Origin of the sequence: Terasakiella pusilla DSM 6293, assembly GCF_000688235.1 — a bacterium.
In the GTDB taxonomy this organism is placed as follows: domain Bacteria; phylum Pseudomonadota; class Alphaproteobacteria; order Rhodospirillales; family Terasakiellaceae; genus Terasakiella; species Terasakiella pusilla.
In genome coordinates this window covers 1-23331 of sequence record NZ_JHYO01000001.1, presented here as the reverse complement: position 1 = coordinate 23331, position 23331 = coordinate 1, and the positions used below count along the sequence as shown (strand labels likewise).

At 51.7% G+C, this 23331-nt stretch carries 22 protein-coding genes and 1 pseudogene; 19 read left to right on the top strand and 4 right to left on the bottom strand.

Annotated features, from left to right (window positions below; all coding sequences use genetic code 11):
* Nucleotides 1–235: 235 nt before the first annotated feature.
* From rpmH to argB, 6 genes are all read left to right on the top strand, one after another.
* The gene (rpmH, locus tag Q397_RS24575; RefSeq protein WP_084148863.1) at nucleotides 236–370 is read left to right on the top strand and encodes a 50S ribosomal protein L34; all 135 of its coding nucleotides are present in this window, start codon (nucleotides 236–238) and stop codon (nucleotides 368–370) included.
* 34 nt (nucleotides 371–404) lie between these two features.
* Nucleotides 405–833, top strand: a complete 429-nt coding sequence (rnpA, locus tag Q397_RS0100110; RefSeq protein ID WP_028877686.1) for a ribonuclease P protein component — start codon at nucleotides 405–407, stop codon at nucleotides 831–833.
* Complete coding sequence (yidD, locus tag Q397_RS20275; protein ID WP_051609545.1) at nucleotides 830–1093, top strand: membrane protein insertion efficiency factor YidD; 264 nt, start codon at nucleotides 830–832, stop codon at nucleotides 1091–1093. The genes rnpA and yidD overlap by 4 nt, the downstream gene beginning before the upstream one ends.
* A 92-nt stretch (nucleotides 1094–1185) precedes the next feature.
* The gene (gene yidC, locus Q397_RS0100100) at nucleotides 1186–2904 is read left to right on the top strand and encodes a membrane protein insertase YidC (RefSeq protein ID WP_028877685.1); all 1719 of its coding nucleotides are present in this window, start codon (nucleotides 1186–1188) and stop codon (nucleotides 2902–2904) included.
* Between the two features lie 86 nt (nucleotides 2905–2990).
* Entirely contained in the window at nucleotides 2991–3653 is a 663-nt protein-coding gene (gene yihA, locus Q397_RS0100095; RefSeq protein ID WP_417783269.1) for a ribosome biogenesis GTP-binding protein YihA/YsxC, read from the top strand.
* Complete coding sequence (gene argB, locus Q397_RS0100090) at nucleotides 3650–4585, top strand: acetylglutamate kinase (RefSeq protein ID WP_051609544.1); 936 nt, start codon at nucleotides 3650–3652, stop codon at nucleotides 4583–4585. Before yihA ends, argB begins: the two co-directional genes overlap by 4 nt.
* Nucleotides 4586–4662: 77 nt before the next feature.
* On the opposite strand, the gene elbB is transcribed toward argB, so the two are convergent.
* Together elbB and Q397_RS20270 are read right to left on the bottom strand one after the other, a co-directional pair.
* Nucleotides 4663–5313, bottom strand: coding sequence for an isoprenoid biosynthesis glyoxalase ElbB (elbB, locus tag Q397_RS0100085; protein WP_028877682.1), 651 nt, complete (start codon nucleotides 5311–5313; stop codon nucleotides 4663–4665).
* Nucleotides 5314–5356: 43 nt separating this feature from the next.
* Nucleotides 5357–7264 (bottom strand): transglycosylase domain-containing protein, encoded by a 1908-nt coding sequence (locus Q397_RS20270; protein ID WP_051609543.1) that lies wholly within the window; start codon nucleotides 7262–7264, stop codon nucleotides 5357–5359.
* 132 nt (nucleotides 7265–7396) lie between these two features.
* On the opposite strand from Q397_RS20270, the gene Q397_RS0100075 reads away from it, so the two are divergent.
* Nucleotides 7397–8572: a hypothetical protein gene (locus Q397_RS0100075; protein ID WP_028877681.1), complete on the top strand. Its 1176-nt coding sequence runs from the start codon at nucleotides 7397–7399 to the stop codon at nucleotides 8570–8572.
* On the opposite strand, the gene ubiG is transcribed toward Q397_RS0100075, so the two are convergent.
* Entirely contained in the window at nucleotides 8573–9307 is a 735-nt protein-coding gene (ubiG, locus tag Q397_RS0100070) for a bifunctional 2-polyprenyl-6-hydroxyphenol methylase/3-demethylubiquinol 3-O-methyltransferase UbiG (protein ID WP_028877680.1), read from the bottom strand. It abuts the gene before it with no gap.
* Between the two features lie 97 nt (nucleotides 9308–9404).
* On the bottom strand, nucleotides 9405–10172 hold the full coding sequence (locus Q397_RS0100065; protein ID WP_028877679.1) for a substrate-binding periplasmic protein: 768 nt from the start codon (nucleotides 10170–10172) through the stop codon (nucleotides 9405–9407).
* Nucleotides 10173–10397: 225 nt separating this feature from the next.
* Between Q397_RS0100065 and Q397_RS0100055 the strand changes: the two genes are divergently transcribed.
* From Q397_RS0100055 to Q397_RS20255, 12 genes and pseudogenes are all read left to right on the top strand, one after another.
* Entirely contained in the window at nucleotides 10398–11624 is a 1227-nt protein-coding gene (locus tag Q397_RS0100055; protein ID WP_028877678.1) for an aspartate kinase, read from the top strand.
* A gap of 10 nt (nucleotides 11625–11634) precedes the next feature.
* A complete protein-coding gene (locus Q397_RS0100050; RefSeq protein ID WP_417783470.1) occupies nucleotides 11635–12657 on the top strand; it encodes an NAD(P)H-dependent flavin oxidoreductase in 1023 nt (340 codons plus the stop codon).
* Between the two features lie 42 nt (nucleotides 12658–12699).
* Nucleotides 12700–14934, top strand: a complete 2235-nt coding sequence (ptsP, locus tag Q397_RS0100045; protein ID WP_038012361.1) for a phosphoenolpyruvate--protein phosphotransferase — start codon at nucleotides 12700–12702, stop codon at nucleotides 14932–14934.
* A 75-nt stretch (nucleotides 14935–15009) separates the two neighbouring features.
* Nucleotides 15010–15249 (top strand): annotated as a pseudogene (locus tag Q397_RS25530) (helix-turn-helix domain-containing protein); the annotation flags it as partial.
* A gap of 225 nt (nucleotides 15250–15474) precedes the next feature.
* The gene (locus Q397_RS25525) at nucleotides 15475–16260 is read left to right on the top strand and encodes a DUF4115 domain-containing protein (protein ID WP_420864612.1); all 786 of its coding nucleotides are present in this window, start codon (nucleotides 15475–15477) and stop codon (nucleotides 16258–16260) included.
* 127 nt (nucleotides 16261–16387) lie between these two features.
* Nucleotides 16388–17503 carry a flavodoxin-dependent (E)-4-hydroxy-3-methylbut-2-enyl-diphosphate synthase gene (gene ispG / locus Q397_RS0100035; RefSeq protein ID WP_028877674.1) on the top strand — a complete coding sequence of 372 codons (1116 nt, stop codon included), beginning with the start codon at nucleotides 16388–16390 and terminating at the stop codon, nucleotides 17501–17503.
* The gene (gene hisS / locus Q397_RS0100030; protein WP_028877673.1) at nucleotides 17500–18747 is read left to right on the top strand and encodes a histidine--tRNA ligase; all 1248 of its coding nucleotides are present in this window, start codon (nucleotides 17500–17502) and stop codon (nucleotides 18745–18747) included. The genes ispG and hisS overlap by 4 nt, the downstream gene beginning before the upstream one ends.
* A gap of 19 nt (nucleotides 18748–18766) precedes the next feature.
* A complete protein-coding gene (gene hemA / locus Q397_RS20265) occupies nucleotides 18767–20029 on the top strand; it encodes a glutamyl-tRNA reductase (protein WP_038012357.1) in 1263 nt (420 codons plus the stop codon).
* Between the two features lie 2 nt (nucleotides 20030–20031).
* Nucleotides 20032–21105: a peptide chain release factor 1 gene (gene prfA / locus Q397_RS0100020; protein ID WP_028877672.1), complete on the top strand. Its 1074-nt coding sequence runs from the start codon at nucleotides 20032–20034 to the stop codon at nucleotides 21103–21105.
* Nucleotides 21106–21109: 4 nt separating this feature from the next.
* A complete protein-coding gene (prmC, locus tag Q397_RS0100015) occupies nucleotides 21110–21961 on the top strand; it encodes a peptide chain release factor N(5)-glutamine methyltransferase (protein WP_038012354.1) in 852 nt (283 codons plus the stop codon).
* A 238-nt stretch (nucleotides 21962–22199) separates the two neighbouring features.
* The gene (locus Q397_RS23670) at nucleotides 22200–22955 is read left to right on the top strand and encodes a DUF4167 domain-containing protein (RefSeq protein WP_169737943.1); all 756 of its coding nucleotides are present in this window, start codon (nucleotides 22200–22202) and stop codon (nucleotides 22953–22955) included.
* Nucleotides 22956–23065: 110 nt separating this feature from the next.
* Nucleotides 23066–23331 (top strand): transposase (locus tag Q397_RS20255; protein ID WP_028879328.1); only part of this gene is annotated, 266 nt, incomplete at its 3' end.

The following is a 23331-nucleotide window of genomic DNA, read 5'->3' as shown; positions in this document are numbered from 1 at the left end:
ATCAAACTTGTAAAGGATACTTCTTTTCCCTTAGAAATATTGCGCCGCACAATAGTTTTTATGTGCACTGCACAATAGCATGAGGGCGGGGTTCAATCCAGTTTTTTCTCCTGTGAAACCATGTAAACATAGATTTATGACGATTTCATGTAAGGAGTCCGTTGACTTGGGCTTTCCAAACCCTTATACAGCGGGCTCGTTTACTTAGTTTTCACATTATTTTCGGAGTTGAACCGTGAAACGCACGTATCAGCCCAGCAAGCTTGTTCGCAAACGCCGCCATGGATTCCGTAGCCGTATGGCTACTGTTGCAGGTCGCCGCGTCCTGTCTGCTCGTCGCGCCAAAGGCCGCAAAAAACTGTCTGCTTAAGTGCAGTCTTGCCCATAGCTAAGGATGGTTGGGTATGTCCCGTCTTACACGTCTAAAAAAACGGCGTGAATTTCTTCAAGTCGCTTCGACTCGACGAAAATGGGTGACACCCGGCCTGATTTTGCAAGTTCGTAAACGTTCAAAGCCCTTATGCAGTTTGTATAAGAACGCGAACGTTTTACTGCCGGACGGGCAACCGGATATTCGGATCGGATTTACGGTCAGCAAAAAGGTCGGTAATGCACCACAGCGCAATCGCGCCAAACGCAGGCTCCGTTCAGTTGCTGACCTTGTCTTGTTTACTAAGGCCCGGTCCGGTTTTGATCTGGTGTTGATCGGTCGAAAGGAAACGGTTTCGCGTTCTTTTGCCGATCTACAAAAAGATCTCAAGACAGCTCTATGGCGAACGGGCGTCCATGTGGACGCTCCCGCCGAGGGGCAAAAGGCAAAGGGTAAGTCATGACCCCTTTGGCTTTTTGCGCAAAACTTGTGGTCAAGATATATCAATATGGTATTTCCCCGATTCTACCGGGAACCTGCAGGTACACGCCGACGTGTTCGGCCTATGCGCTGGAAGCCATTGAACGCTACGGCGCGCTGAAAGGCAGTCGTCTGGCTTTGGGACGTTTCTTGCGTTGCCATCCTTGGGGCGGATCTGGTTATGATCCGGTTCCCGACAAATGCGACTCGCACTCTTGTGGGTGTGATTCGAAAAATGGATAAGCAGAGCAAAACGTCCTTATTTTGTAACAGTCTCCCTGTATCAAGATGGCGTTTTGTAACATTGAGGGGCCACCTTTGTGGAGACAGCCTAAATGAACGACCAGAAAAATATGATGCTAGCGATTGTTTTATCAGTCGCGATTCTTTTTGGCTTCCAATTCCTGTTCCCACCGGCAGAACAGCCGGTCCAAGAACAGCAAACCACACAGGAAGGTGGCGTACCAAACGCCCCAGCTGGTAACCCTTCTTTTGCTCCGCAAATTCCGGGTGCTGAAGATGCCGCGCAAAAAGCGGTACAGACCCGTACAGAAAAATTGGACGCATCGGCGCGAATTAAGATCGAATCGCCGCGCCTTCATGGTTCGCTGTCTGTTCAAGGGGGGCGAATCGACGACCTGACCTTGATCGACTACCATGAAGAAGTCTCCGATGAGAGTCCGGAAATTACCCTGCTGAACCCAAAAGGCCTGAAAAACGCTTATTATGCGGAATTCGGTTGGTCAGCACCAAACGTTGATGTCCCCACTGCAGATACCGTTTGGGCAACCGACAGCCAAACCCTGAAAGCGGGTGGCGCGGTGAACCTGACGTGGGATAACGGCAACGGCCTGTTGTTCAAACGCACGATCTCCCTTGATGACAACTATGTTTTCACAGTGAATGAAAGTGTCACGAACACAAGTGGTGAAGCTGTAAATCTTTACCCTTACGGTTTGGTGTCGCGTTCTGGCACGCCGAAGACAAGCGGGTTCTTTATCCTGCATGAAGGTCTGTTGGGTGTGTTTGACGGCGTTCTGGAAGAAGTCGATTACGATGATCTTCAAGAAAAGGCGACAAAGAAAATCGATCCGGTCCAAGGCGGCTGGATTGGGATCACGGATAAATACTGGCTGGCAGCCCTTATCCCGGATCAGTCTGCAATGGTAAACCACCGTTTCAGCCATTATCGCACTGATGATGGTCTGGACAAATACCAAACAGATTATCTTGGCCCACAATTGACGGCAGAGCCGGGTCAGACTGTGTCTTTCAAAAGCAACCTTTTTGCTGGCGCGAAAGAACTGAACCTGCTGACCAAATATGAAGACGAAATCGGCGTGAGCGAATTTGATCTGGCGATTGACTTCGGCTGGTTCTTCTTCATCACGAAGCCTTTCTTTATGGCGCTGTCTTGGCTGCATGGCCATCTGGGTAACTTCGGTCTGGCGATTTTGGCACTGACCATTGGTGTGAAGCTGTTGTTCTTCCCGCTGGCGAACACGTCTTATCGTTCTATGGCGAAAATGAAGACCTTGTCGCCGAAGATCAAAGAACTGCAAAAGAAATTTGGCGACGACAAACAGCGCCTCAATCAGGAAATGATGGCGCTGTACAAGCGGGAAAAAGCAAACCCGGCGTCAGGCTGTCTGCCGATCTTGTTACAGATCCCGGTCTTCTTCGCACTCTATAAGTCATTGTTTGTCTCTATCGAGATGCGTCATGCGCCGTTCTACGGCTGGATTCATGACCTGAGTGCGCCGGATCCGACCTCTATCTTCAACATGTTTGGTCTGATCCCGTGGGATCCGCCGCAAATGTTGATGATCGGTGTCTGGCCGCTGTTGATGGGTATTTCCATGTTCTTGCAACAAAGACTGAACCCGCAACCGACCGATCCGATGCAAGCGAAGATGATGATGTTCTTGCCGGTTGTCTTTACCTTCATGCTGGCGTCTTTCCCGGCTGGTCTGGTGATCTACTGGGTATGGAACAACGTGCTGTCCATCGCACAGCAGTATGTGATCATCAAGCGGATGGAAAAACAGAAGTAATAGATAGAAATGACGGCTGGGGTTCCGGTCGTCATTTTTTTTCCTGTATGATCCCTGCCTAGGCATGGGATCATTTTTATATTAGGTTGTCAGACATGACGGACGAAAAAACATTCACTGAAGAAGAATACGAATTTGGTCGCTGGCTTTTTACGCAGCAGACCGATTTTATGCTGGGGGTTGCCCAGCTTGAGCAACTGCCCCAGACGAGCGCGGTCGAGATTTGTTTTGCCGGGCGTTCCAACGTGGGCAAATCTAGCTTGATCAACGCCTTGTGTGGTCGTCGTGATTTGGCGCGTACCTCCAGTACACCGGGGCGTACGCAGCAACTTAACTTCTTTAAAATTATCGATCAGCTGGTCTTTTGTGACCAACCTGGGTACGGCTATGCCAAGGCACCGGTGCAGGAAGTTAGAAAATGGCAGGACGTTGTCTTTTCATACCTGCGTGGGCGTCCGCAGTTGCGTCGTGCTTTCGTGTTGATTGATGGACGTCACGGGATCAAAGATACGGATCGCCCGGTCATGGAAATGATGGATCAGGCGGCGATGTCGTATCAGATCATCGTCACCAAAGCGGATAAAGCCAAAAAAATCGAGCTTGAGAAACATTTATCCAACATTTCGAAAGAATTAGCTAAACATCCAGCGGCACATCCTGATATCTTGGTGACAAGTTCTGAAAAAGGAACGGGTATTGCTGAAGTTCGGGCCACCGTTGGCCGTCTGGTGAAAGAGTTTGGGAAATGAGCACCATTGATACATCTAAAATGACTGAGCAGGATTATTTCACGCAAGCCGTGACATTGTCTGAAGCTCTGCCCTATATGCAACGCTATGCGGGTGAAACCGTTGTGATCAAATATGGCGGGCACGCCATGGGTGATCCGGAACTGGCAAAGCTGTTTGCAAAAGATATCGTGCTGTTAAAGCAGGTCGGGGTTAATCCGGTTGTCGTCCATGGCGGCGGCCCGCAAATCGGCAAGATGCTGGAGCGTCTGGCGGTAAAAAGCGATTTTATCGACGGCTTGCGTGTGACCGATCAAGCCACCATTGATATTGTGGAGATGGTCCTGTGTGGTTCCATCAACAAATCGATTGTGGCAGATATTAACCAAGCCGGTGGTTTTGCGGTCGGTCTGTCCGGTAAGGACGGCAACCTGATTCAGGCGCGCAAACTTCATCGCACTAAAAAAGATCCGGAATCGAACATTGAAAAGGTCATCGACCTTGGCTTTGTGGGCGAACCGTCTATCGTAACGCCGCATATTCTGGATAGCTTCCTCGAATCCGATATCATCCCTGTGATCGCCCCCATCGGGGTGGGTCCGAACGGGGAGACGTTTAACATCAATGCTGATACCGCAGCCGGCGCGATTGCGTTTGCCTTGAATGCAAAACGGTTGTTGATGTTGACGGATATTGCAGGCGTTCTGGATGCGGAGAAAAGCCTGATCCAGGAAATGAACGCGACAGAAGCACGCAATATGATTGAAGACGGCACCATTAACGGCGGCATGATCCCGAAGATCGAGACTTGCCTTGCTGCCGTGGAACCACACGAGGGGAACCCGGGTGTAAACGCCGCGGTTATTCTGGACGGGCGTGTCCCGCATGCGGTCCTGCTGGAAATCTTCACCGAACATGGCGCGGGGACATTGATCCGCGGGCCCAAGCTGTAATCAGCTTGATCGAACCAATATAAAAAGGCGCTGTCTTCCAAATTAGAGACAGCGCCTTTTTTATGTGCGAGATGGCTCTATTTGGTCAGGGCGATCACTTGTTTGACGCAGGCTTCTGCACCATCGGCAATTTGTGAAATATTGGCATCCAGCATATAGCAAGGGGTGGTTACGATCTTGCTTGCTTCATCGACAACAACATCACCGTGATTGGTTTGTTTGTGGGTGCAGCCCATGGCATTGATAGCGCCTGCGACGCCTTCATCTTGTCCGATGGTGAGATCAACACCGTCAAAGACTTTGGCAAGGACGGCTGGCGAAATGCACAGCGCCCCGATGGGTTTACCTGCGTTGCGTGTTGAGGTAAGGGCCGCGACCAAATCTGCGTTGACCGTACAATCCGGCCCGTCAAACGCAAAGCTGGACAGGTTTTTTGCCGCGCCAAAGCCGCCTGGCATGATCAGCGCATCATAATCTGCTGCGGTGTAGGCTGACAGCGGTTTGATATCCCCGCGTGAAATGCGCGACGCTTCAATCATGACATTGCGGGTTTCCGGCATTTCTTCGCCATTCATGTGATTGAGGACATGGTGTTGGTCCATATCGGGGGCAAAGCACTGATAGTCAGCACCTGCGCGATGGATCGCCAGCATGGTCAAAACCGACTCGTGAATTTCCGCACCGTCAAAGACGCCGCAACCGGATAGAATTACTGCAATTTTAGTCATGAAAAATCTCCCGTAAATGTGGGTTGAGTATGCGCGAAAAACATCAATTCCCAAAGAGTCTTTCGAAAAAGCCTTTTACTTTTTCCACCGCCCTGGGCTGTTCATCCCCGGGCAGGGGCTTTGGCGGCAGGTTGGTATGGGCGTCTTGCATGATCTGCCCCCAAAGTTCGGCAGGTAGGGTGCCGCCGCTGACTTTCTTCATGGGTTTTTCGTTGTCGTTGCCCATCCAGACCCCCAAGACAAGGTCGGCGCTATAGCCCACAAACCACGCATCACGGAAGTCTTGCGAGGTGCCGCTTTTACCGGCAACGGTGCGATTGATGTTGGCTTTTTTACCTGTGCCCGTGGTCATTACGGTTTTCATCATTTGGTTCATTTCACGCAAATGATCCGTTTGAATGATCTGTCCTGTGCCACCGCCACTGCGTTGATAAAGGATGGGGCCGTTGGCTTGCTTAATGGTTTCGATGCCGAAGGGGAAGACACCGTACCCGCCATTGGAAAACGGGCCATAAGCGGCAGTGAGTTCCAGCAAGCTGACTTCACTGACCCCTAGCGTGATGGCGGGTTGGCTGATTAGGTCAGACGTAATCCCTAAGCGATGGGCGGTGTTGACGACATTTTTAAAGCCGGCTTTTTGTCCAACTTTGACGGCAATGGTGTTGACGGAGTCTGCAAGGGCTTGTTCCAGCGTCATATCGCCTTTGTAGGTGCCACTGTAATTGCGCGGCGACCAGTTGTTGAGGGTGAGGGGCGCATCTTTAAAGACGCTGTCCGCCCGCAGGCCTTGTTCAACACCTGCCAAAAAGACAAAAGGTTTAAAGGCAGAACCGGGTTGGCGTTTGGCTTGGGTGGCGCGGTTAAATTGACTGCGTCCGTAGGAATATCCCCCGACCATGGCACGCACCGCCCCGTCCGGGGACAAGGCAACCACCGCCCCTTGGGTGACGTTTTTCTGCTTGCTGTGGGCGTTGAGCATCCGGCGCATGTGGAGCTCGGCACTGCGTTGCAATTTCATGTCTAGCGTGGTGATGACGGTCAGGTCTTTTTTTACGGGTCCGATATAATCACGGACTTGTTCCATGACCCAATCGGCAAAATAGCGCGCGACTTTATGCGGGCGGGCGGATTTGATGACGCGGTTTTTGTGTTTTTTGGCTTGATCAGCCTGTGCCTGTGTCAGATATCCGGCATTGACCATGTTCATCAACACAACCTCGGTGCGATCCGCTGCCTGGTCGGGGTTGGCTTGGGGGTTGTAGCGGCTAGGGGCTTTGAGCAACCCGGCGATCATGGCACTTTCGTAAAGGGACAGGTTACGCGCGGATTTGTTGAAGTATTTCCGTGCAGCCGATTCAACCCCATAGGTCCCTGCTCCAAGGTAAACTCGGTTGAGGTAGAGGGTGAAAATCTGGTCTTTGGTAAATTTATGTTCCAGCCAAAAAGCGAGCAAGAGTTCCTGTACCTTTCGCTTGAGGGAGCGTTCCGGGGACAGGAACAGGTTTTTGGCAACCTGCTGGGTCAGGGTGGAGCCGCCTTGGCGAATGCGTCCCGCTGCAAGGTTAGTGACCATGGCACGGGCAAGGCCGATCACGTCGATCCCAAAATGGTCATAAAATCGTCTGTCTTCGGTTGCCATGATGGCTTGGGGAACGTGGTCGGGGAGGTCGCGAAGTTGCACGGCTTCGCCATAAAGGTCGCCGCTGGTGGCAAGAATTTGGCCGTCTGCCGATAAAAGGGTCAGTCCGGGACGGCGTTCAACCTCCATCGCGTTGTCGATATTGGGCAGGTCATAGGCGTAGTACGCAAGGATTGCGCCCAGCACAAGACAGCCCCAGATGCCAAGGGTTGTCGCCCACATCAACAAACGTTTGATGTTAAAGCGTTTGGTTGATTTTTGCGCCGAGGTTTTCTTCGACGGTTTCTTTTTGGTTTTCTTTTTTGTGCTCATAGATGCTTTATGCCTGAGCCTTGTTAGAAAATTGTTAATTCCCATTGAAAAAACGACATATTTTGTATTTCTCATGGGTTGATTTCTGTGCATAATACATCACGAAATTATAACTAATGAGTTCTACAAGGCATGTCGGAAGTAGAAACAGAAGAGAAACCAAAGAAACCGTTGATCGAAGCTATTGCGATTCAGCTGCCACCTAACGTGTCGGTTGATAAGGCGGTCAAAGGCGCGATTATTCAGGGCACGAAAGATGCGATTGCCCTGTTGCATGAGCATGACTTGCTGGATGCCTCGTGGGACTTTGATACGATTCTGAATGAACCTCAAAATCTGAAAAGCTTTTTTCAGGTCGTGCGCGATAATCTGGATCTGTTTGCGGAAACCATTGTCGATAAAGCCGGTGATCCGGTTGTGGATGAGCTGACGGAAACGAAATGCGGTGTGACGTTGCAGCAAGTGCAAAAGCTGTTGGTGTCTACCTGCGCGCGCCGTTTTTTTGTGCGCAATGATGGCGAGATCGTTACCAAAAAGCAGAAGAAAAAGGTCAAGTCGATGGTCTTCTTCACCAAAGAGATCACGGTGAAGAAGAAAGTCCGTCTGAAAGAAGGCGCAAAGAAATTTGATGCCATGCGCCGCGTGATCGGTTTTGACTGGCAGTTGGACATGCTGGAGTTTTATCGCGACCGCCTGCCGTTTCCGCATCTGCTGGTGTTAAACGATGATGTGCTGGCGATCCATGATGTCGCCCATGGCGAAGAAGTTGCCAATATTCACCATGAAGACTTCAAAAAGGTGAAAGAGGCTGTTGGCGTTTACTTCCGCAATGTGGTGGCCAACGGTGCGGCGGCGATCCCGGGGATTTTGTACTGGCGCAAGGATTTGGTCGGTGCCTTCATCAAGGCGATGGGGGAGAAAGCATGGGACTTCTTTAAACGCGATAAAGCCTTTTTTGATCACTGCACCGAACTGGATAACGCACGGATCGAAATTTATGGCGATGTACTCACGTATATTGCTTCAGAAAACCTGACGGAAATGAGCCGTCTTAATCTGGATCGGCTGGATGCGACCATCGTTGCCATGAAGGAAACTTTTGGCGACAAACTGCCGGAAATTTTGGGGGAGCCTTTATTATCGGTTGAAGTGCTACGCCCGACTGTGGATAGCTTTATCCATCTGGAAGCCAAAGATAATGAACAATTCCGTCTGGCCGCAAAAACAGCCGTTTCCTCTTTAAAGACGGAAGTGATGACCTTTATGGAAGGGGCCGCGGCTCGTCATGCTGCAGAAGCCAAGTCCTGATCAGGACTTGGTTGCAAACAGCAGATAGTTGACGCTCAGGTCATCGGTCAGGGACCAGCTATCGCGAAACGGATTGAAGGTCATCCCTTTTAACAGTTTCACATCCATACCATTTTTGCGTAGACCATCGGCAAATTCGCTCGGTTTGACGAATTTGGAGAAATCGTGCGTGCCGCGTGGCAACCAGCGAAGAACATATTCCGCCCCGACTTTTGCCATGGCAAAGCATTTGACCGTCCGGTTTAGGGTCGCGCCGATCATGACACCGCCCGGTTTGACCAAAGCGCAGGAGGCTGCGAGAAAGGCGTTGATATCTGCCACATGCTCGATGACTTCCAGATTGATGATGGCGTCAAACTGCAAGCCGTCTTCTGCCAATTGTTCGGGATAGACACAGCGGTAATCAATTTCAAGGCCGTTGGCCTGTGCATGGACCATGGCAGTTTTGATATTTTTATCACCGGCATCAATGCTGGTCATATCTGCGCCCATGCGACAAAGCGGTTCAGAAATCAAGCCACCACCGCAGCCGATGTCGAGGATTTTAAGCCCTTTTAGGGGCTGGTCCTCGCTCGCGTCACGCCCAAAATGGGCGCAGAGCTGGTCGCGGATAAAGGTCAGCCGCGTGGGGTTGAACTTGTGCAGCGGGCGGAACTTGCCATTCGGGTCCCACCATTCATCTGCGATCGCGGTAAACCATGCAACTTCATCAGGATTTACAGTGGTAGAGGACATGATGGGAAACTCCAGATAACATGGGTCTTAAATCTTATGAGAGTTCATTATTTATACGTCAGTCCGACGTTTGACCAGCTTTAAATCAGGCGCAGGCTTAGTCCTGTTCGAAACTCAGACCGAAACGGGCGTTGATCCGCCTGATTTCACCATTTATGTAAAGAGTTTCCAACGCTTCATTCATACGTTGGTGCAACGCGTCTTCGCCGCGATTTTTAGCATAGGCTAAATAGCCATGATTGATGGCGATATGGGGGCTGTTGATGTGTACGACAGTGCTCATGCCTTTGCGTTTAATTAAGTGTCGGGCGTTGCGTTCGTTCAGGGCAACCACATCGGCGCGATGATGAAGCAGCATATCCAGTGCCCCTTCCGTCGAGATGGTGTCGTAGATCGTGAGCTTGGATCGCGCCTTTTCAAAATCGGGGCCGTAGTACCAGTTTTTGATACTCAGGATATTGTAGCGCTTGAGGGCGTCGAAATCGCCGTTCCAGTCCACTTTCTCCAGGCTGCGGCTGACAAAAACCATGCGGTCTTCATAAAAAGGATAAGGTGCATACTCCAGATACTGTTGACGCGCTTTGCTGAAATAGGGACCGATCAGCCCGCTGACTTCGCCGCGTTTAATCAGGGAAAGTGCGCGAGTCCAAGGCAGGATGCGAATATCAAACACATCCCCGGTCAGTCTAGAGATTTCTTGTAGGAGGGTGACGCCAACGCCTTTTAGTTGCTTGTTTTCGCCTTCTTCCAGAATATAAGGAAAGGTTGTGCCAACAAATACATAGTGTTGCCCGGCCAAAAGGGGCAGGGGCAGAAAACAGGCCAGTAAAAGATAAAGTGTAAACGAAACCCTCAACTTACGCATGCTTTAGAAAAGCTTAAATTACCCCCTGCGGTCAAGCGAAATTGTGGCACCCATGTCGCTGATCTACCTGACTTCTGTACGTATTTGGCTTGCTATCTTAACCTTTTTGAGAGTATGAATATGCGCGCGTTCATGTTTGGTGGCGATCTTTGCTTCGTGACCAAGGAAAAGCGCGTGATTATGACACTCTTTTTTTGACTTTCGCCTTAAGGAACATTTCTTCAAATGGCTCGGATCGTAATGAAATTTGGCGGCACGTCAGTTGCCGACCTCGACCGGATCAGGAATGTGGCTCAACGGGTGAAGAACGAAGTGGATGCTGGCAATGAGGTGGCCGTCGTGGTTTCAGCCATGTCTGGCGTCACCAACCAACTCGTCGGTTATTGCGAAGATGCATCCCCCATGTACGATGCACGCGAATACGACGTTGTGGTTTCTTCCGGTGAACAAGTCACTTCTGGCCTGTTGGCTATCGTTCTTCAATCCATGGGTATTGCCGCCCGTTCATGGCAGGGCTGGCAGATTCCAATCCGCACCGATAGTATTCATGCAAAAGCACGTATCGAAGATATCGATACGACGGAAATCGATAAACGCATGAAATCCGGCGAAGTTGTCGTCGTACCGGGTTTTCAGGGTGTGGGCGATGACAACCGTGTGACCACCTTGGGTCGCGGCGGATCTGATACGTCGGCGGTTGCCTTGGCGGCTGCCTCCAATGCGGATCGTTGCGATATCTACACGGACGTGGACGGGATCTATACAACAGACCCGCGCATCGTGTCGAAAGCACGCAAACTCGACAAGATCACCTATGAAGAAATGCTGGAGCTCGCCTCGCTCGGCGCCAAGGTTTTGCAGACCCGTTCTGTAGAAATGGCGATGAAGCACGATGTGCGCCTTCAGGTATTGACCTCTTTTGAAGATAAGCCCGGAACCTTGGTTTGCGGGGAGGATGAAATCGTGGAACAAGAACTCGTCAGCGGCATCGCCTATTCACGCGATGAAGCGAAAATCACTTTGGTCGGCGTTGCTGATCGCCCCGGCGTGTCTGCCGGTATCTTCGGTCCGCTTGCGGATACAAGCATCAACGTAGATATGATCGTTCAGAACGTTTCTGAAGACGGTCAGAAAACCGATATGACCTTTACGGTCCCGCGCGGTGATTTGAAACGTGCGTTGTTGTTGTTGGAAGAAAAGAAAGATGACGTCTCTTACGAACGGATGATTTCTGACAGCGACGTGGTTAAAATCTCGGTTGTGGGCGTGGGTATGCGTACACATGCAGGTGTTGCGGCAACCATGTTTAAAGCCTTGGCTGAAAAAGGCATCAACATTCAGGTGATCACAACATCCGAGATCAAAGTCTCTGTATTGATTGCGGAAGAATATCTGGAACTTGCGATCCGTGCGCTGCATTCAGCCTACGGTCTGGATGCTGAAGAAGACTAAGGAAAAAATGATGAACGAAGCTGCCAAGCAAAAATTGGATAAACTCTGGGCGCGTGGTCGTGACTTTTTAGGTTGTGAGTATGCGATCCTTGGCGGGGCCATGTCTTGGGTCTCTGAACGCAATCTTGTCTCTGCTTTATCCAATGCAGGCGGCTTCGGCGTCATTGCCTGCGGCTCTATGAGCCCGGACTTGTTGTCCGAGGAAATCGCGGCGACAAAAGCGCTGACAGACAAGCCGTTCGGCGTCAACCTGATCACCATGCACCCTGATCTGGAAAAACTGATTGATGTCTGTAAAGACCATGACGTTTCCCACGTGGTGCTGGCGGGTGGTTTGCCGTCCGGCGCATCAATCAAGCAGGTGAAAGACTTCGGCGCGAAAGTGATCTGTTTCTCCCCGGCATTGGTTTTGGCAAAACGCCTGATCCGCAATGGCGCAGACGCGTTGGTCATTGAAGGTGCGGAAGCCGGCGGGCATATCGGTCCGGTCGTGACCTCTGTTCTTGCCCAAGAAATCCTGCCGGAAATCAAGGATGTGCCGATCTTTGTTGCCGGTGGTATTGGTCGCGGTGAAGCCATGTTGTCTTACCTTGAAATGGGGGCGGCAGGCGTCCAGCTGGGGACACGTTTTGTCTGTGCAACCGAATGTATCGCGCATGAAAACTTCAAGAAAGCGTTCATCCGTGCAGGCGCAAAAGATGCCATGACAACCTTGCAAATTGATCCGAATTTCCCGGTTATTCCGGTCCGTGCCCTTAACAACAAAGGCACCCAGGAATTTATGGCGACACAACGTCGCGTGATCGAGAAATTCAATAATGGCGAGCTTGAAAAACACGCCGCCCAGCTTGAGATTGAACACTTCTGGGCAGGGGCGTTGCGCAAAGCCGTGATTGACGGTGATGTGGAATATGGATCTGTTATGGCGGGACAGTCTGTTGGTATGGTAAAAAAAGAACAGCCCGTTGCAGAAATTCTTGAGGAGTTGGTTGAACAGGCGTGTGAAGTGCTTACAACGCGTCAGTCTGCCTAAATAAATGTGCGTATGATTCCTGGACGTCCATCAGTCGCCCCTATGGGGATTTTGTCTCGCCTGCGCTCTGTCATGGCTGCGGATGCGACGGCTGAAACGCGTCTAAAATTGGTGACAGACATTGTCGCAACCGACCTGGTTGCCGAAGTCTGTTCCATTTACATCATGCGCGCAGGCGAAGTGCTTGAGCTTTTCGCCACCAAGGGCTTGAAACTGGATGCGGTCCATCTGACCCGCCTGCGCGTTGGCGAAGGTGTGGTCGGTGCCATTGCCGCATCCGGTCGTCCTCTTAATTTAGCTGAAGCTCAGCAGCACCCCCAATTTGCCTACCGTCCAGAAACGGGGGAGGAACTCTATCATTCCATGATGGGGGTACCGATCCTGCGCGGCGGGCGCGTGTTGGGTGTTTTGGTTATCCAAAACAAAACCCCGCGTCATTACACGGAAGAAGAAGTTGAGACCCTGCAAACCGTCGCCATGATCATTGGCGAACTGGTTGGCAGTGGCGAACTTGTTAACAAAGAAGAAACCTTGCCCACCGATGGCATTGCCATGTTGCCCCTTCGTCTGGAAGGCAGCACGCTCAATAGCGGGTTAGGCATGGGGCAGGCCGTGGTCCATGAACCGCGGGTCGTCATTACAAAATTCGTCGCCGAAGATCCGGAAGAAGAACTGGAAAGATTGCGCAAAGCCCTGAGCGAAATGCATGGGGCATTGGATGATATGCTGCAATCGTCGGAAAGTCTGGATGATGAACATCGCGACATTCTGGAAACCTACCGCATGTTTGCGGAAGATGCGGGCTGGTTGGGCCGCATCCGCGAGGCCATCAAGACCGGCCTGACCGCAGAAGCCGCGGTGCAAAAGGTACATGACGATACGGAAGCCCGTATGTCGCAGGTGCAAGACCCGTACTTGCGTGAGCGGGTCAATGATTTACAGGATTTAGCAAACCGTCTGCTGCAACATCTGGTCGGGGTGGAAACGATCTCCCCGGATGATATCCCGGAACATGCGGTGTTGGTTGCGAAAAATATGGGTCCGGCAGAGCTGCTGGATTATGACCGCACCCGCCTGCGCGCCCTGATTTTGGAAGAAGGCTCGGCGACCTCGCATGTGGCGATCATTGCGCGGGCTTTGGATATTCCGGTCATTGGACAGGTCAAAGGGGCGGTAGATCGGATTGAATATGGCGATCCGGTGATCGTGGATGGGAATAACGAACAGGTCTTCATTCGTCCCGGCGATGATGTGCTGTCGGCGTTTAAGTCCAACGTTAAAGCCCGTTTGCGCCAGAAAGAACTGTATGCGGCGTTACGTGATCAGCCTGCCATTACCAAGGACGGGATCACGGTTTCCCTGAACGTGAATGCGGGCCTATTGGTCGATCTGGAACATCTGAAAGAAAATAATGCCGATGGGATCGGTCTGTATCGTACCGAAATTCCGTTTATGTCACGCTCAGAAATTCCGGGGGTAGAGGCGCAAGTGTCGCTGTACCGCAAGATTATTGAGGAAGCGGAAGGCAAGCCTGTTGTGTTTCGCACGCTGGATGCGGGTGGAGACAAGGTCTTGCCCTATTGGGATGATCACGGCGAAGAAAACCCGGCCATGGGCTGGCGTGCCATCCGTGTGACGCTGGATCGTCCGTATCTGCTGCGCCAACAATTGCGCAGCTTGATCCGCGCCAGTGGCGGATGTGAGCTGAATGTGATGTTCCCCATGGTGGCGGAAGTCTCGGAGTTTTTGGCCGCGCGCCGTTTGCTGGATATGGAGATCGAGCGCGAGAGTATAAAAGGCCATCGTTTGCCGTCACGGGTAAATGTCGGGGTGATGCTGGAGGTGCCGTCTTTGCTCTTCCAGTTAGAAAGTCTGTTGCCCCACCTGAACTTCCTGTCGGTGGGGTCAAACGACCTCTTCCAGTTCTTGTTTGCGGCAGACCGCGGCAACCCGCGTTTGTCGGGTCGATATGACAATCTGTCCCCACCCGCATTGGCAGCGTTAAAAAGAATAGTGGAAAGCTGTAATGAAGCTGGTGTAACCTTAAGCCTGTGTGGGGAAATGGGGGGACGCCCGTTAGAAGCAATGGCCTTGGTTGCCATCGGTTTTCGTAAACTGTCCATGTCGGCCTCTGCAATCGGTCCGGTGAAAATGATGATCCGGTCTATGCAGCTGTCAGGGGTGGAGCGCTTTATTAATGGGCAGATGAAGAAATCACATCATAGCCTGCGCCCGATTCTCCGGCAGTATGCCAAGGATCGCGGGATCATACTGTAAGTATTTGTAGTGTATACGGATTGTTAACAAAGCGCCCGTATAGTAGAAGCGTCAATAGGTCTAGGAAGTCGAACCATGATGAAAAACAGAGGGCGCGCTGAACAGCAGGAGCCGGTCTATCAAGGCCCGGGCGTCAGTGAATTATTACGCACGACACGGCAACGTGCCGGACAAGACCTGAAAACGGTCTCGGATGTGTTGCGCATTCGATATGTCTATCTTGATGCAATCGAAGAAGGCCGCTTTAGTGAACTGCCCGGTAAAACATATGTGGTTGGTTTTGTACGTGCCTATGCAGACCATCTAGGTCTGGACTGCGAAGAAGTTGTTAAACGGTTTAAAGCGGAAATTGACGGCCTTGAAGGGAAAGCCGAACTGGTGTTTCCTTCACCTGTTACGGAACAGAGTATCCCCGGTGGGGCGATTATCCTAATCGGTTTGATCCTGTTGGGCGGTGCGTATGGGGGATGGTATTTCCTGTCTTCTCAAGATCGGTCCGTGGCAGAGCTTGTTCCCGATCTGCCGGCTAAATTTGCTGAAATGGTCGAGCGTGTCAAAGGCGATCCGGTTGCTGACCAGATCGTTGTGACCGAACAAACGGCATCTGCGGCATCACAAAGCACAACAGCGTCTGATACCCCGCAAGGTGTCAGTGAAGCGGATTCCCATGACATGGCGAAAAAAGCCCGCGAAGCGTTGGAAAAAGCCGAAGGTGAAGAAACGCAAGCCACCACAGCTGTTGAAACGGTGAAGGTGGAAGAAAATGGCGACACCGCCGCCACCGTGACCGAACAGGCAGAAGAAGCTGCAGAACAGGCAGTAACGCAAGCCGAGACGCAAGCACAAGCAGTTGCGGATACAACAGAAGCAACGGCTGAACAAGTGGAAGCGACTGCGGCAGCAGCCGGACAGGCGAGTGAATCCGCCGCTGGTGAGACGGTTGTGGTTGAAGAAAATAACGATGTTGTCCCTGCAGCGGAAACAGAGCAAGCGGCTGAAGCGGAAGCTGAAGCTGAGCCAGAGCCACAAGCCCCGGCTGAACCTGTTGTGATGAACGAAAAAGTCGTCCTGAAAGCGGTTGATTATGCCTGGATTCAGGTGACGGATCAGGAAGGGTCTGTGGTTCATACACAGGTCTTGAACCAAGGGGAAGAATATCAGATCCCCGCCAAAACAGGCTTGATCCTGCGTACAGGCAATGCGGGCGGTCTGGAAATTTTTGTGGATGGCGAAAAAGTGCCGTCTGTTGGGGATGCGGGTGAAGTGCGCCGCAAGATCCATTTGAACCCGGAAAAATTGATTGCGGGTACAGCCGTAGAAAGCTGATTACATTTATATTTTTTAAAAAAATGGACGGCTTTTCTCAAAAGAGGAAAGCCGTTCTTTTTTCTGCCTTGAATATAGGCTATAACGCGACTTCCATTTGCAAACTGGTAAAGATAAAGCAGCTCTCATGTCTGTGCGCCCTTATAGAGATATTGATCGTCGTCGCTCCCGCCAAATCCGCGTGGGCGATGTGCTGGTCGGTGGGGATGCCCCCATTTCCGTCCAATCCATGACAAACACCCTGACAACCGATGTGGATGCAACGGTGGCTCAGGTCTTGGCACTGGAAGAAGCCGGTGCCGATATCGTGCGAATTTCCGTACCCGATGAAGACTCTTCCAAAGCGTTGAAAGAGATCATTAGGCAGGTCAACGTGCCGATCGTTGCGGATATCCATTTCCATTACAAGCGTGGCATTGAAGCGGCAGAAGCAGGCGCGGCCTGTTTGCGCATCAATCCGGGTAACATCGGGTCAGCCGATCGTGTGCGCGAAGTGGTGAAGGCGGCGAAAGATCATGGCTGTTCCATGCGCATTGGCGTCAACGCCGGATCACTAGAAAAAGAGTTGCTGGAAAAATACGGCGAGCCTTGCCCCGAAGCGATGGTGGAAAGCGCGCTGAACCACGCCCGTATTCTGGAAGATAATGACTTCTTCGAATTTAAAATCAGCGTTAAAGCCTCTGATGCCTTTTTAGGCGTCGCGGCCTATCAAGGGTTGGCAGATGCCTGTGATTATCCGCTGCATCTCGGCATCACCGAAGCGGGGGGGCTGCAAGCCGGTACGGTCTTATCTTCTATCGGGATTGGCAACCTGTTGTGGGCGGGTATCGGTGATACCTTGCGTGTCTCGTTGTCGGCCGATCCGGTGGAAGAGGTCAAGGTTGGTTTCCATATCCTGAAATCCTTGGGACTGCGCACCCGTGGAGTACGCGTGATTTCATGCCCTTCTTGTGCGCGTCAGGGCTTTGACGTGGTTAAGACAGTGGCGGAAGTGGAAAATCGTTTACAACATATTCGCACCCCCATGACCCTGTCGATTATCGGCTGTGTGGTTAATGGGCCGGGGGAAGCCCGTGAAACCGATCTGGGTCTGACAGGCGGTGGCAGTGGCAGTCATAAAGTCTATGTGGCGGGCGTGCCGGATCATAATACGTCAACCGAACAGATGATCGACCATCTGGTAAAATTGGTCGAAGAAAAAGCCGAACAAATTGAACAAGAGAAAGAGACATCAGCACCATGAGCGCGTTAAAATCAGTTAAAGGAACCTATGACCTTCTCCCTAAGGACAAAGCGGTCCACCGTCATGTGTCTGAAACTGCGCGCTCTGTTGCGGAACGGTTTGGCTTTAATGAAGCGGTGACCCCGATCTTTGAGTTGTCCGAAGTTTTTTCACGCACGTTGGGGGAGACATCCGATGTGGTTACGAAAGAGATGTTCTCTTTTGAAACAAAGGGCGGGGACAAGATCACCCTGCGCCCAGAAGGCACAGCGGGGATTTGTCGCTCTTTCATTTCTAACGGTTTGCAGCAGGAAGTCCCGGTTAAGCATTTTTATTATGGGCCGATGTTCCGCTACGAGCGTCCGCAAAAAGGTCGCCAACGTCAGTTCCACCAAGTGGGGATTGAGCTGATCGGTGTGGAAACGCCCCAAGCCGATGTGGAAGTCATTGCGGCGGGGTATCAGTTTTTAAAAGAACTGGGCTTTGCCGATGACGTGACGTTGGAACTGAACAGCCTTGGCGATAAAGAAAGCCGCGCGGCCTATCGTGAAAAACTGGTGGCCTACTTCAGCCAGTTTGAAGATCAATTGTCAGAAGACAGCAAAAACCGTTTAAAGACAAACCCGTTGCGTATCCTTGATTCTAAGGATGAGGGCGACAAGGTATTGGTCAAAGATGCACCTGTCTTGGGCGAATGTCTCAATGAAGCTTCGCAAGCGTTTTACACGGCGGTTAAAGAAGGGTTGGATTTGTTGGGTGTGCCCTATGTGGAAAACCCGCGTCTGGTCCGTGGTCTTGATTATTACTGCCACACGGCCTTTGAATTTACCACAACCACCCTTGGTGCGCAGGGCACCGTCCTTGCGGGCGGTCGCTATGATGACCTGATCAAAATGATGGGTGGCCCGCAGATGCCGGGTGTGGGTTGGGCCTCTGGTGTGGAACGTCTTGCCCTGATGATGGGGGAAGGCAGCGTTGACTTGCCGCGTCCGATCGTTGTTATCCCCGTTTCCGGTGATCAACAGGTGGAGGCGATGAAGCTTGCCCACCAATTGCGCTGTGAGGGCTACATCATCGACCAAGGCTATTCCGGTAACATGAAAAAACGTCTGAACCGTGCCAATAAAGCAAATGCTTGTGCCGCGATTTTGATGGGTGAAGATGAATTGGCCCGTGGCTGCGTGACCGTGCGTGATCTGGAAAGCGGGGAACAAAGCGAAGTATCACTGGACGATCTGGTCACAAGTCTGGCAAAGTTCAAATAATCAAGGCGTTAAGGACAAAATGAGCAGTCTGTTTTCAAGCGATGCAAAGGTATTGGTGATTGGAGCGAACCATCGTTCCAGCTCCCTTGCCTTGCGCGATCGCTTGTTCTTGGATGAGCCGGAGATTATCCCGTTTCTGGATCAGCTCAAGGCCGCAGGGGTGGAGCAATCCCTTGTGGTGTCCACTTGTGACCGTGTGGAAGTCCATGCGGTCGATCATGATGTCGTTAAGGCCACTGCGGCGATCGTTGGCTTATTGGCAAAACGCGCCGATCTGGATGTGGAGACACTGAAAAGTCAGCTTTACACCTATCAAGACCAAGAGGCCGTGCGCCATATCTTCCGTGTGACGTCGTCGCTGGATAGCCTCATGGTTGGCGAACCGCAGGTGGTGGGCCAAGTCAAAGACGCCCATCGTTTTGCGGTGGAAGCCGGCACCGTGGGCACGGAACTGGAACGGATTTTCCAAGCGGCCTACGGGACAGCCAAACGGGTGCGTACCGAAACGGCCATTGGGGAACGTCCGGTCTCCATTGCCTCGGTTGCGGTGCAGATTGCGAAAGAACTGCATGGGGATTTGGGCCGGTGCAAAGGTCTGTTGATCGGGGCGGGCGATATGGGGGAATTGACCGCGCAAAACCTGATCGAAGCGGGCTTGCGTGATTTTACCTGTATCCATTCCTTTGATGGACGGGCGAAACGGGTGGCACGCAATTTATCATGCCATGCGGAAAGTTTTGAAAAACGCGATCGTCTGGCCTGTGAAGCCGATATCATTGTGACCTCCATGAACAAACGCTCCCGCGTTGTCAGCACACAGATGGTGTCGCAAGCCCTGAAGGTGCGCAAAAACAAACCGATCTTTTTGATCGATACGGGCATTCCAGGGGATGTGGACTCCGCGGTCAACGATGTGGACGGCGCCTTTTTATATGACCTGCATGATCTGGAACAGGTCGCCATGGCCGGTCGGGCCTCGCGTGAAGCAGAAGCACGCGCGGCGGAACGTATCCTTGAAAAAGAGCTGCTCGCCTTTTTTAAAGGCAAGGAAGAACGTGTGGCGGTCCCGTTGGTGAGTGCCTTGCGTGACCATTTTGAAAATGAAAGACAGGCCGTGCTTGCTATGCATGGTCAGGATGCGGAGAAAGCGACCCGCCTGCTGATCAATCGCCTGCTCCATAGCCCCAGCGAAGAATTGCGCAGCTTGGCGGCGACCAACAAAAAGAAAGATTGGGACAAGGTATCGGCCTTGATGACCAAGTTGTTCCTGAAGGAGAACTAGACGTGAGTTTTAACGAGACCCTCAGCCAAGTGGTGAACCGCCACGAGGAGCTGGAGGCATTGATGGCGGACGCCTCCAGTATGGATGCCAGCGACTTTGCCAAAATGTCTAAAGAATATGCCGACCTGACCCCCGTTGTGGCCGCGGTAAAAAGTTTGCGCTCGGCACAGGATCAGCAGGATGAATGTACTCAGATGATCAACGATCCCGACTGTGATGCGGAGATGAGAGAGCTGGCGGAAGCCGAGCTGCAAGATCTCAAGAAAAGCGTCCCGGAGCTGGAACGTAACGTTCAGGTTATGTTGATCCCGAAGGATGAGGCGGACGAGAAAAACGCCATCCTTGAAATCCGGGCTGGGACAGGCGGGGATGAAGCGGCCTTGTTTGCCGCCGATCTTTATCGCATGTATCAGCGCTACGCCGAACGCATGGGCTGGAAGTTTGAATTGCTGGATGTAAACGAAATCGGCATCGGTGGCTTTAAAGAAGTCTCGGTTGCGATCTCCGGTAAAAACGTATTTGCCCGCTTTAAGTATGAGTCAGGTGTGCACCGCGTGCAACGTGTGCCGGCAACGGAAAGTGGCGGGCGTATTCATACATCTGCTGCAACCGTTGCGGTTCTGCCGGAAGCAGAAGATGTGGATATTAAAATCGAAGCCAAAGATTTGCGTATCGACACCTATCGCTCCCAAGGTGCAGGTGGTCAGCACGTCAACACCACGGATTCAGCGGTGCGCATTACGCACATTCCGACCGGGTTGGTCACACAATGTCAGGACAACAAGTCCCAGCATAAAAACAAAGAGCAAGCCATGAAGATGATGCGCGCCAAGCTCTATGACCACGAACGTCAGCAGCTGGATGCAGAACGTGCGGCAAACCGTAAAAACCAGGTGGGCTCCGGGGATCGATCAGAGCGCATTCGGACCTATAACTTCCCGCAAGGCCGGATCAGTGACCACCGCATTAACCTGACGCTTTATCGTTTGGAAGAAATCCTGCAAGGGGATATGGATGAAGTGATCGATGCGTTGATCTCTGAAGATCAGGCGCAAAAGCTGGCTGAACTGTCTTAAGGCCGTGGCGACGATTGGTGCAACGCTTCAGTCTGTAACACAGGCGCTTGAGGATGCGGGGATTGAGAATGCCCGCTTCGAAGCACGCTTGTTGCTGGAGCATGCGCTGAAGGTACAAACCCAGGTCTTGATCGGCTATCCGGAACGCGACGTGGCAGACGAGCAGGCACAAGAAATTTCGGCTCTGCTGGCGCGTCGTTTGGCGCGTGAACCCATGTCGCATATTCTGGGCTATCGCGAATTTTGGTCTTTGCGCTTTAAAGTCACCAAAGAGACGCTGACCCCCCGACCGGATAGCGAAAGCCTGATCGAAGCGGTGCTGAAACATCTGCCGGACCCAACCGCGCCTTTAACAGTGTTGGATTTGGGGGTGGGCACCGGATGTTTGCTGCTGTCGGTTTTATCTGAATATGAAAAGGCACGCGGTTTCGGGGTAGACCTTTCACCGAAGGCGTTGTCGGTTGCTAAGGAAAATGCACAGGCGTTGGGTCTTGCTGATCGATGCGACTTCTCCCTTGGGAATTGGATGGACGGGATTGAGGATCGCTTTGATTTGATCCTGTCAAATCCCCCTTATATTCCTTTAAGTGATCGCGAAAATCTTGCCCCTGAAGTGGTGGATCATGAACCGGAAACAGCGCTTTTTGCAGGTGAAGACGGGTTGGATGACTATCGTTTGTTGGCCAAACAGCTTCCAAGCCGTTTAAAGGCGGACGGAATTGCGGTGATTGAGCTGGGCATTCATCAGGATGAGCCGGTGAAAAAACTGATGGAAACTGCGGGATTAAGTGTTTTTGACAGCGCATATGACCTGGGTGGGATTGTGCGATGTCATATTATTCGTAAAAAAACGTAAAAAACGCTTGGAAACTGTCTGAAACCCCTTTAGGTTGGAAGGATAACGGACACAAGAATTAAGCCGCTTGAGAAGAAAATATCTCTCATGGCATTTTGAAGCGAAAGCGGCTGGTGATTTTCCGTCAAAATTAGCAAAATTCCAAAATTATGACAGATTCCCTAACACGGTGTCTGTGTGTGCACCTGAAATGCCGGTTTTGGAAAACGGGTTTACCTTTATTTTAAAATCAGGATCCATGAGACAAGGTTCCAATAATCAAAGCAATCGTCGTGGGCGTGGCCGGGGCCACAACCACAATCATGGCCGTCGTAACAATCACGGTGGTAATCGTAACCAGAATTATGACAGCAATGGTCCTCAAGGACGCATCCGCGGGAACGCTAAACAGGTATATGAAAAATACCTGCAGTTGGCAAAAGATGCGATTTCTGCCGGTGATCGCGTGTTGGCAGAAAGTCTTTATCAGCATGCGGATCATTATGGACGTATTGCGGCACAGTTTGCGCCCAAGCCAAAACCTGAAGATGGGGTAGAGGCGGATCAAAATGATGCGGATAACTTTGATGGGGATGACAACGCTGACGACGCGGACGCGGTAACGGTCCAGATCGAAGACGGCGATGATCAGTCTGACGACAACGCAACTGATGACGTTGTTGAAGAAAAGCCCAAGCGCCGCACCACGACACGTCGTGCACCACGTAAAAAAGTGGTTGCCGAGGATGAAAAGCCCAAGTTGGGTGGTGGCACCAATGCCGTTCCTGATTTCCTTGCCCGTCCCGTCGATGTAGAGACGGAAGAAGTTAAAGCACCGGCAGGTGAGGAAGAAGAAAAGCCGAAACGTCGTACTCGTAAAACAACGACAACGACCACGCGTAAAGCGGCGGCACCAAAGACAGCTAAAACCACAACACCCCGTACCCGTCGCAAAAAAACCGATGCGGAGACGGATGCTGTTGAAGCGACAGAAGGTAGTAAAGAAGCCGTCTAGGATTTCTTTCGTCTCTCAAGTCATAAAAAAACGCCCCTATCTTTTTAGAAGGGGCGTCAGATTGCTGACAAAGGTCTCGCCTTGGCGAGGCCTTTGTGATTCAATGAGGAATGCTTAAAAAACGCGGTCCTCAACAAACGGAACTTGAGATGGTCAGTCTGGATAGTCTGGTTCCGTCCAACCATCTTTTGCGCAAAATTGATGCGCATATTGATTTCAGTTTCATTCACGACAAAGTGGCGCCTTTATATTGCGCCGATAATGGTCGACCTCCGCTTGATCCGACTATGTTGTTTAAGGCTTTACTGGTCGGTTATCTCTTTGGCATTCGCTCCGAGCGTCAGTTGGTGCGCGAGATTGAGGTCAATGTGGCCTA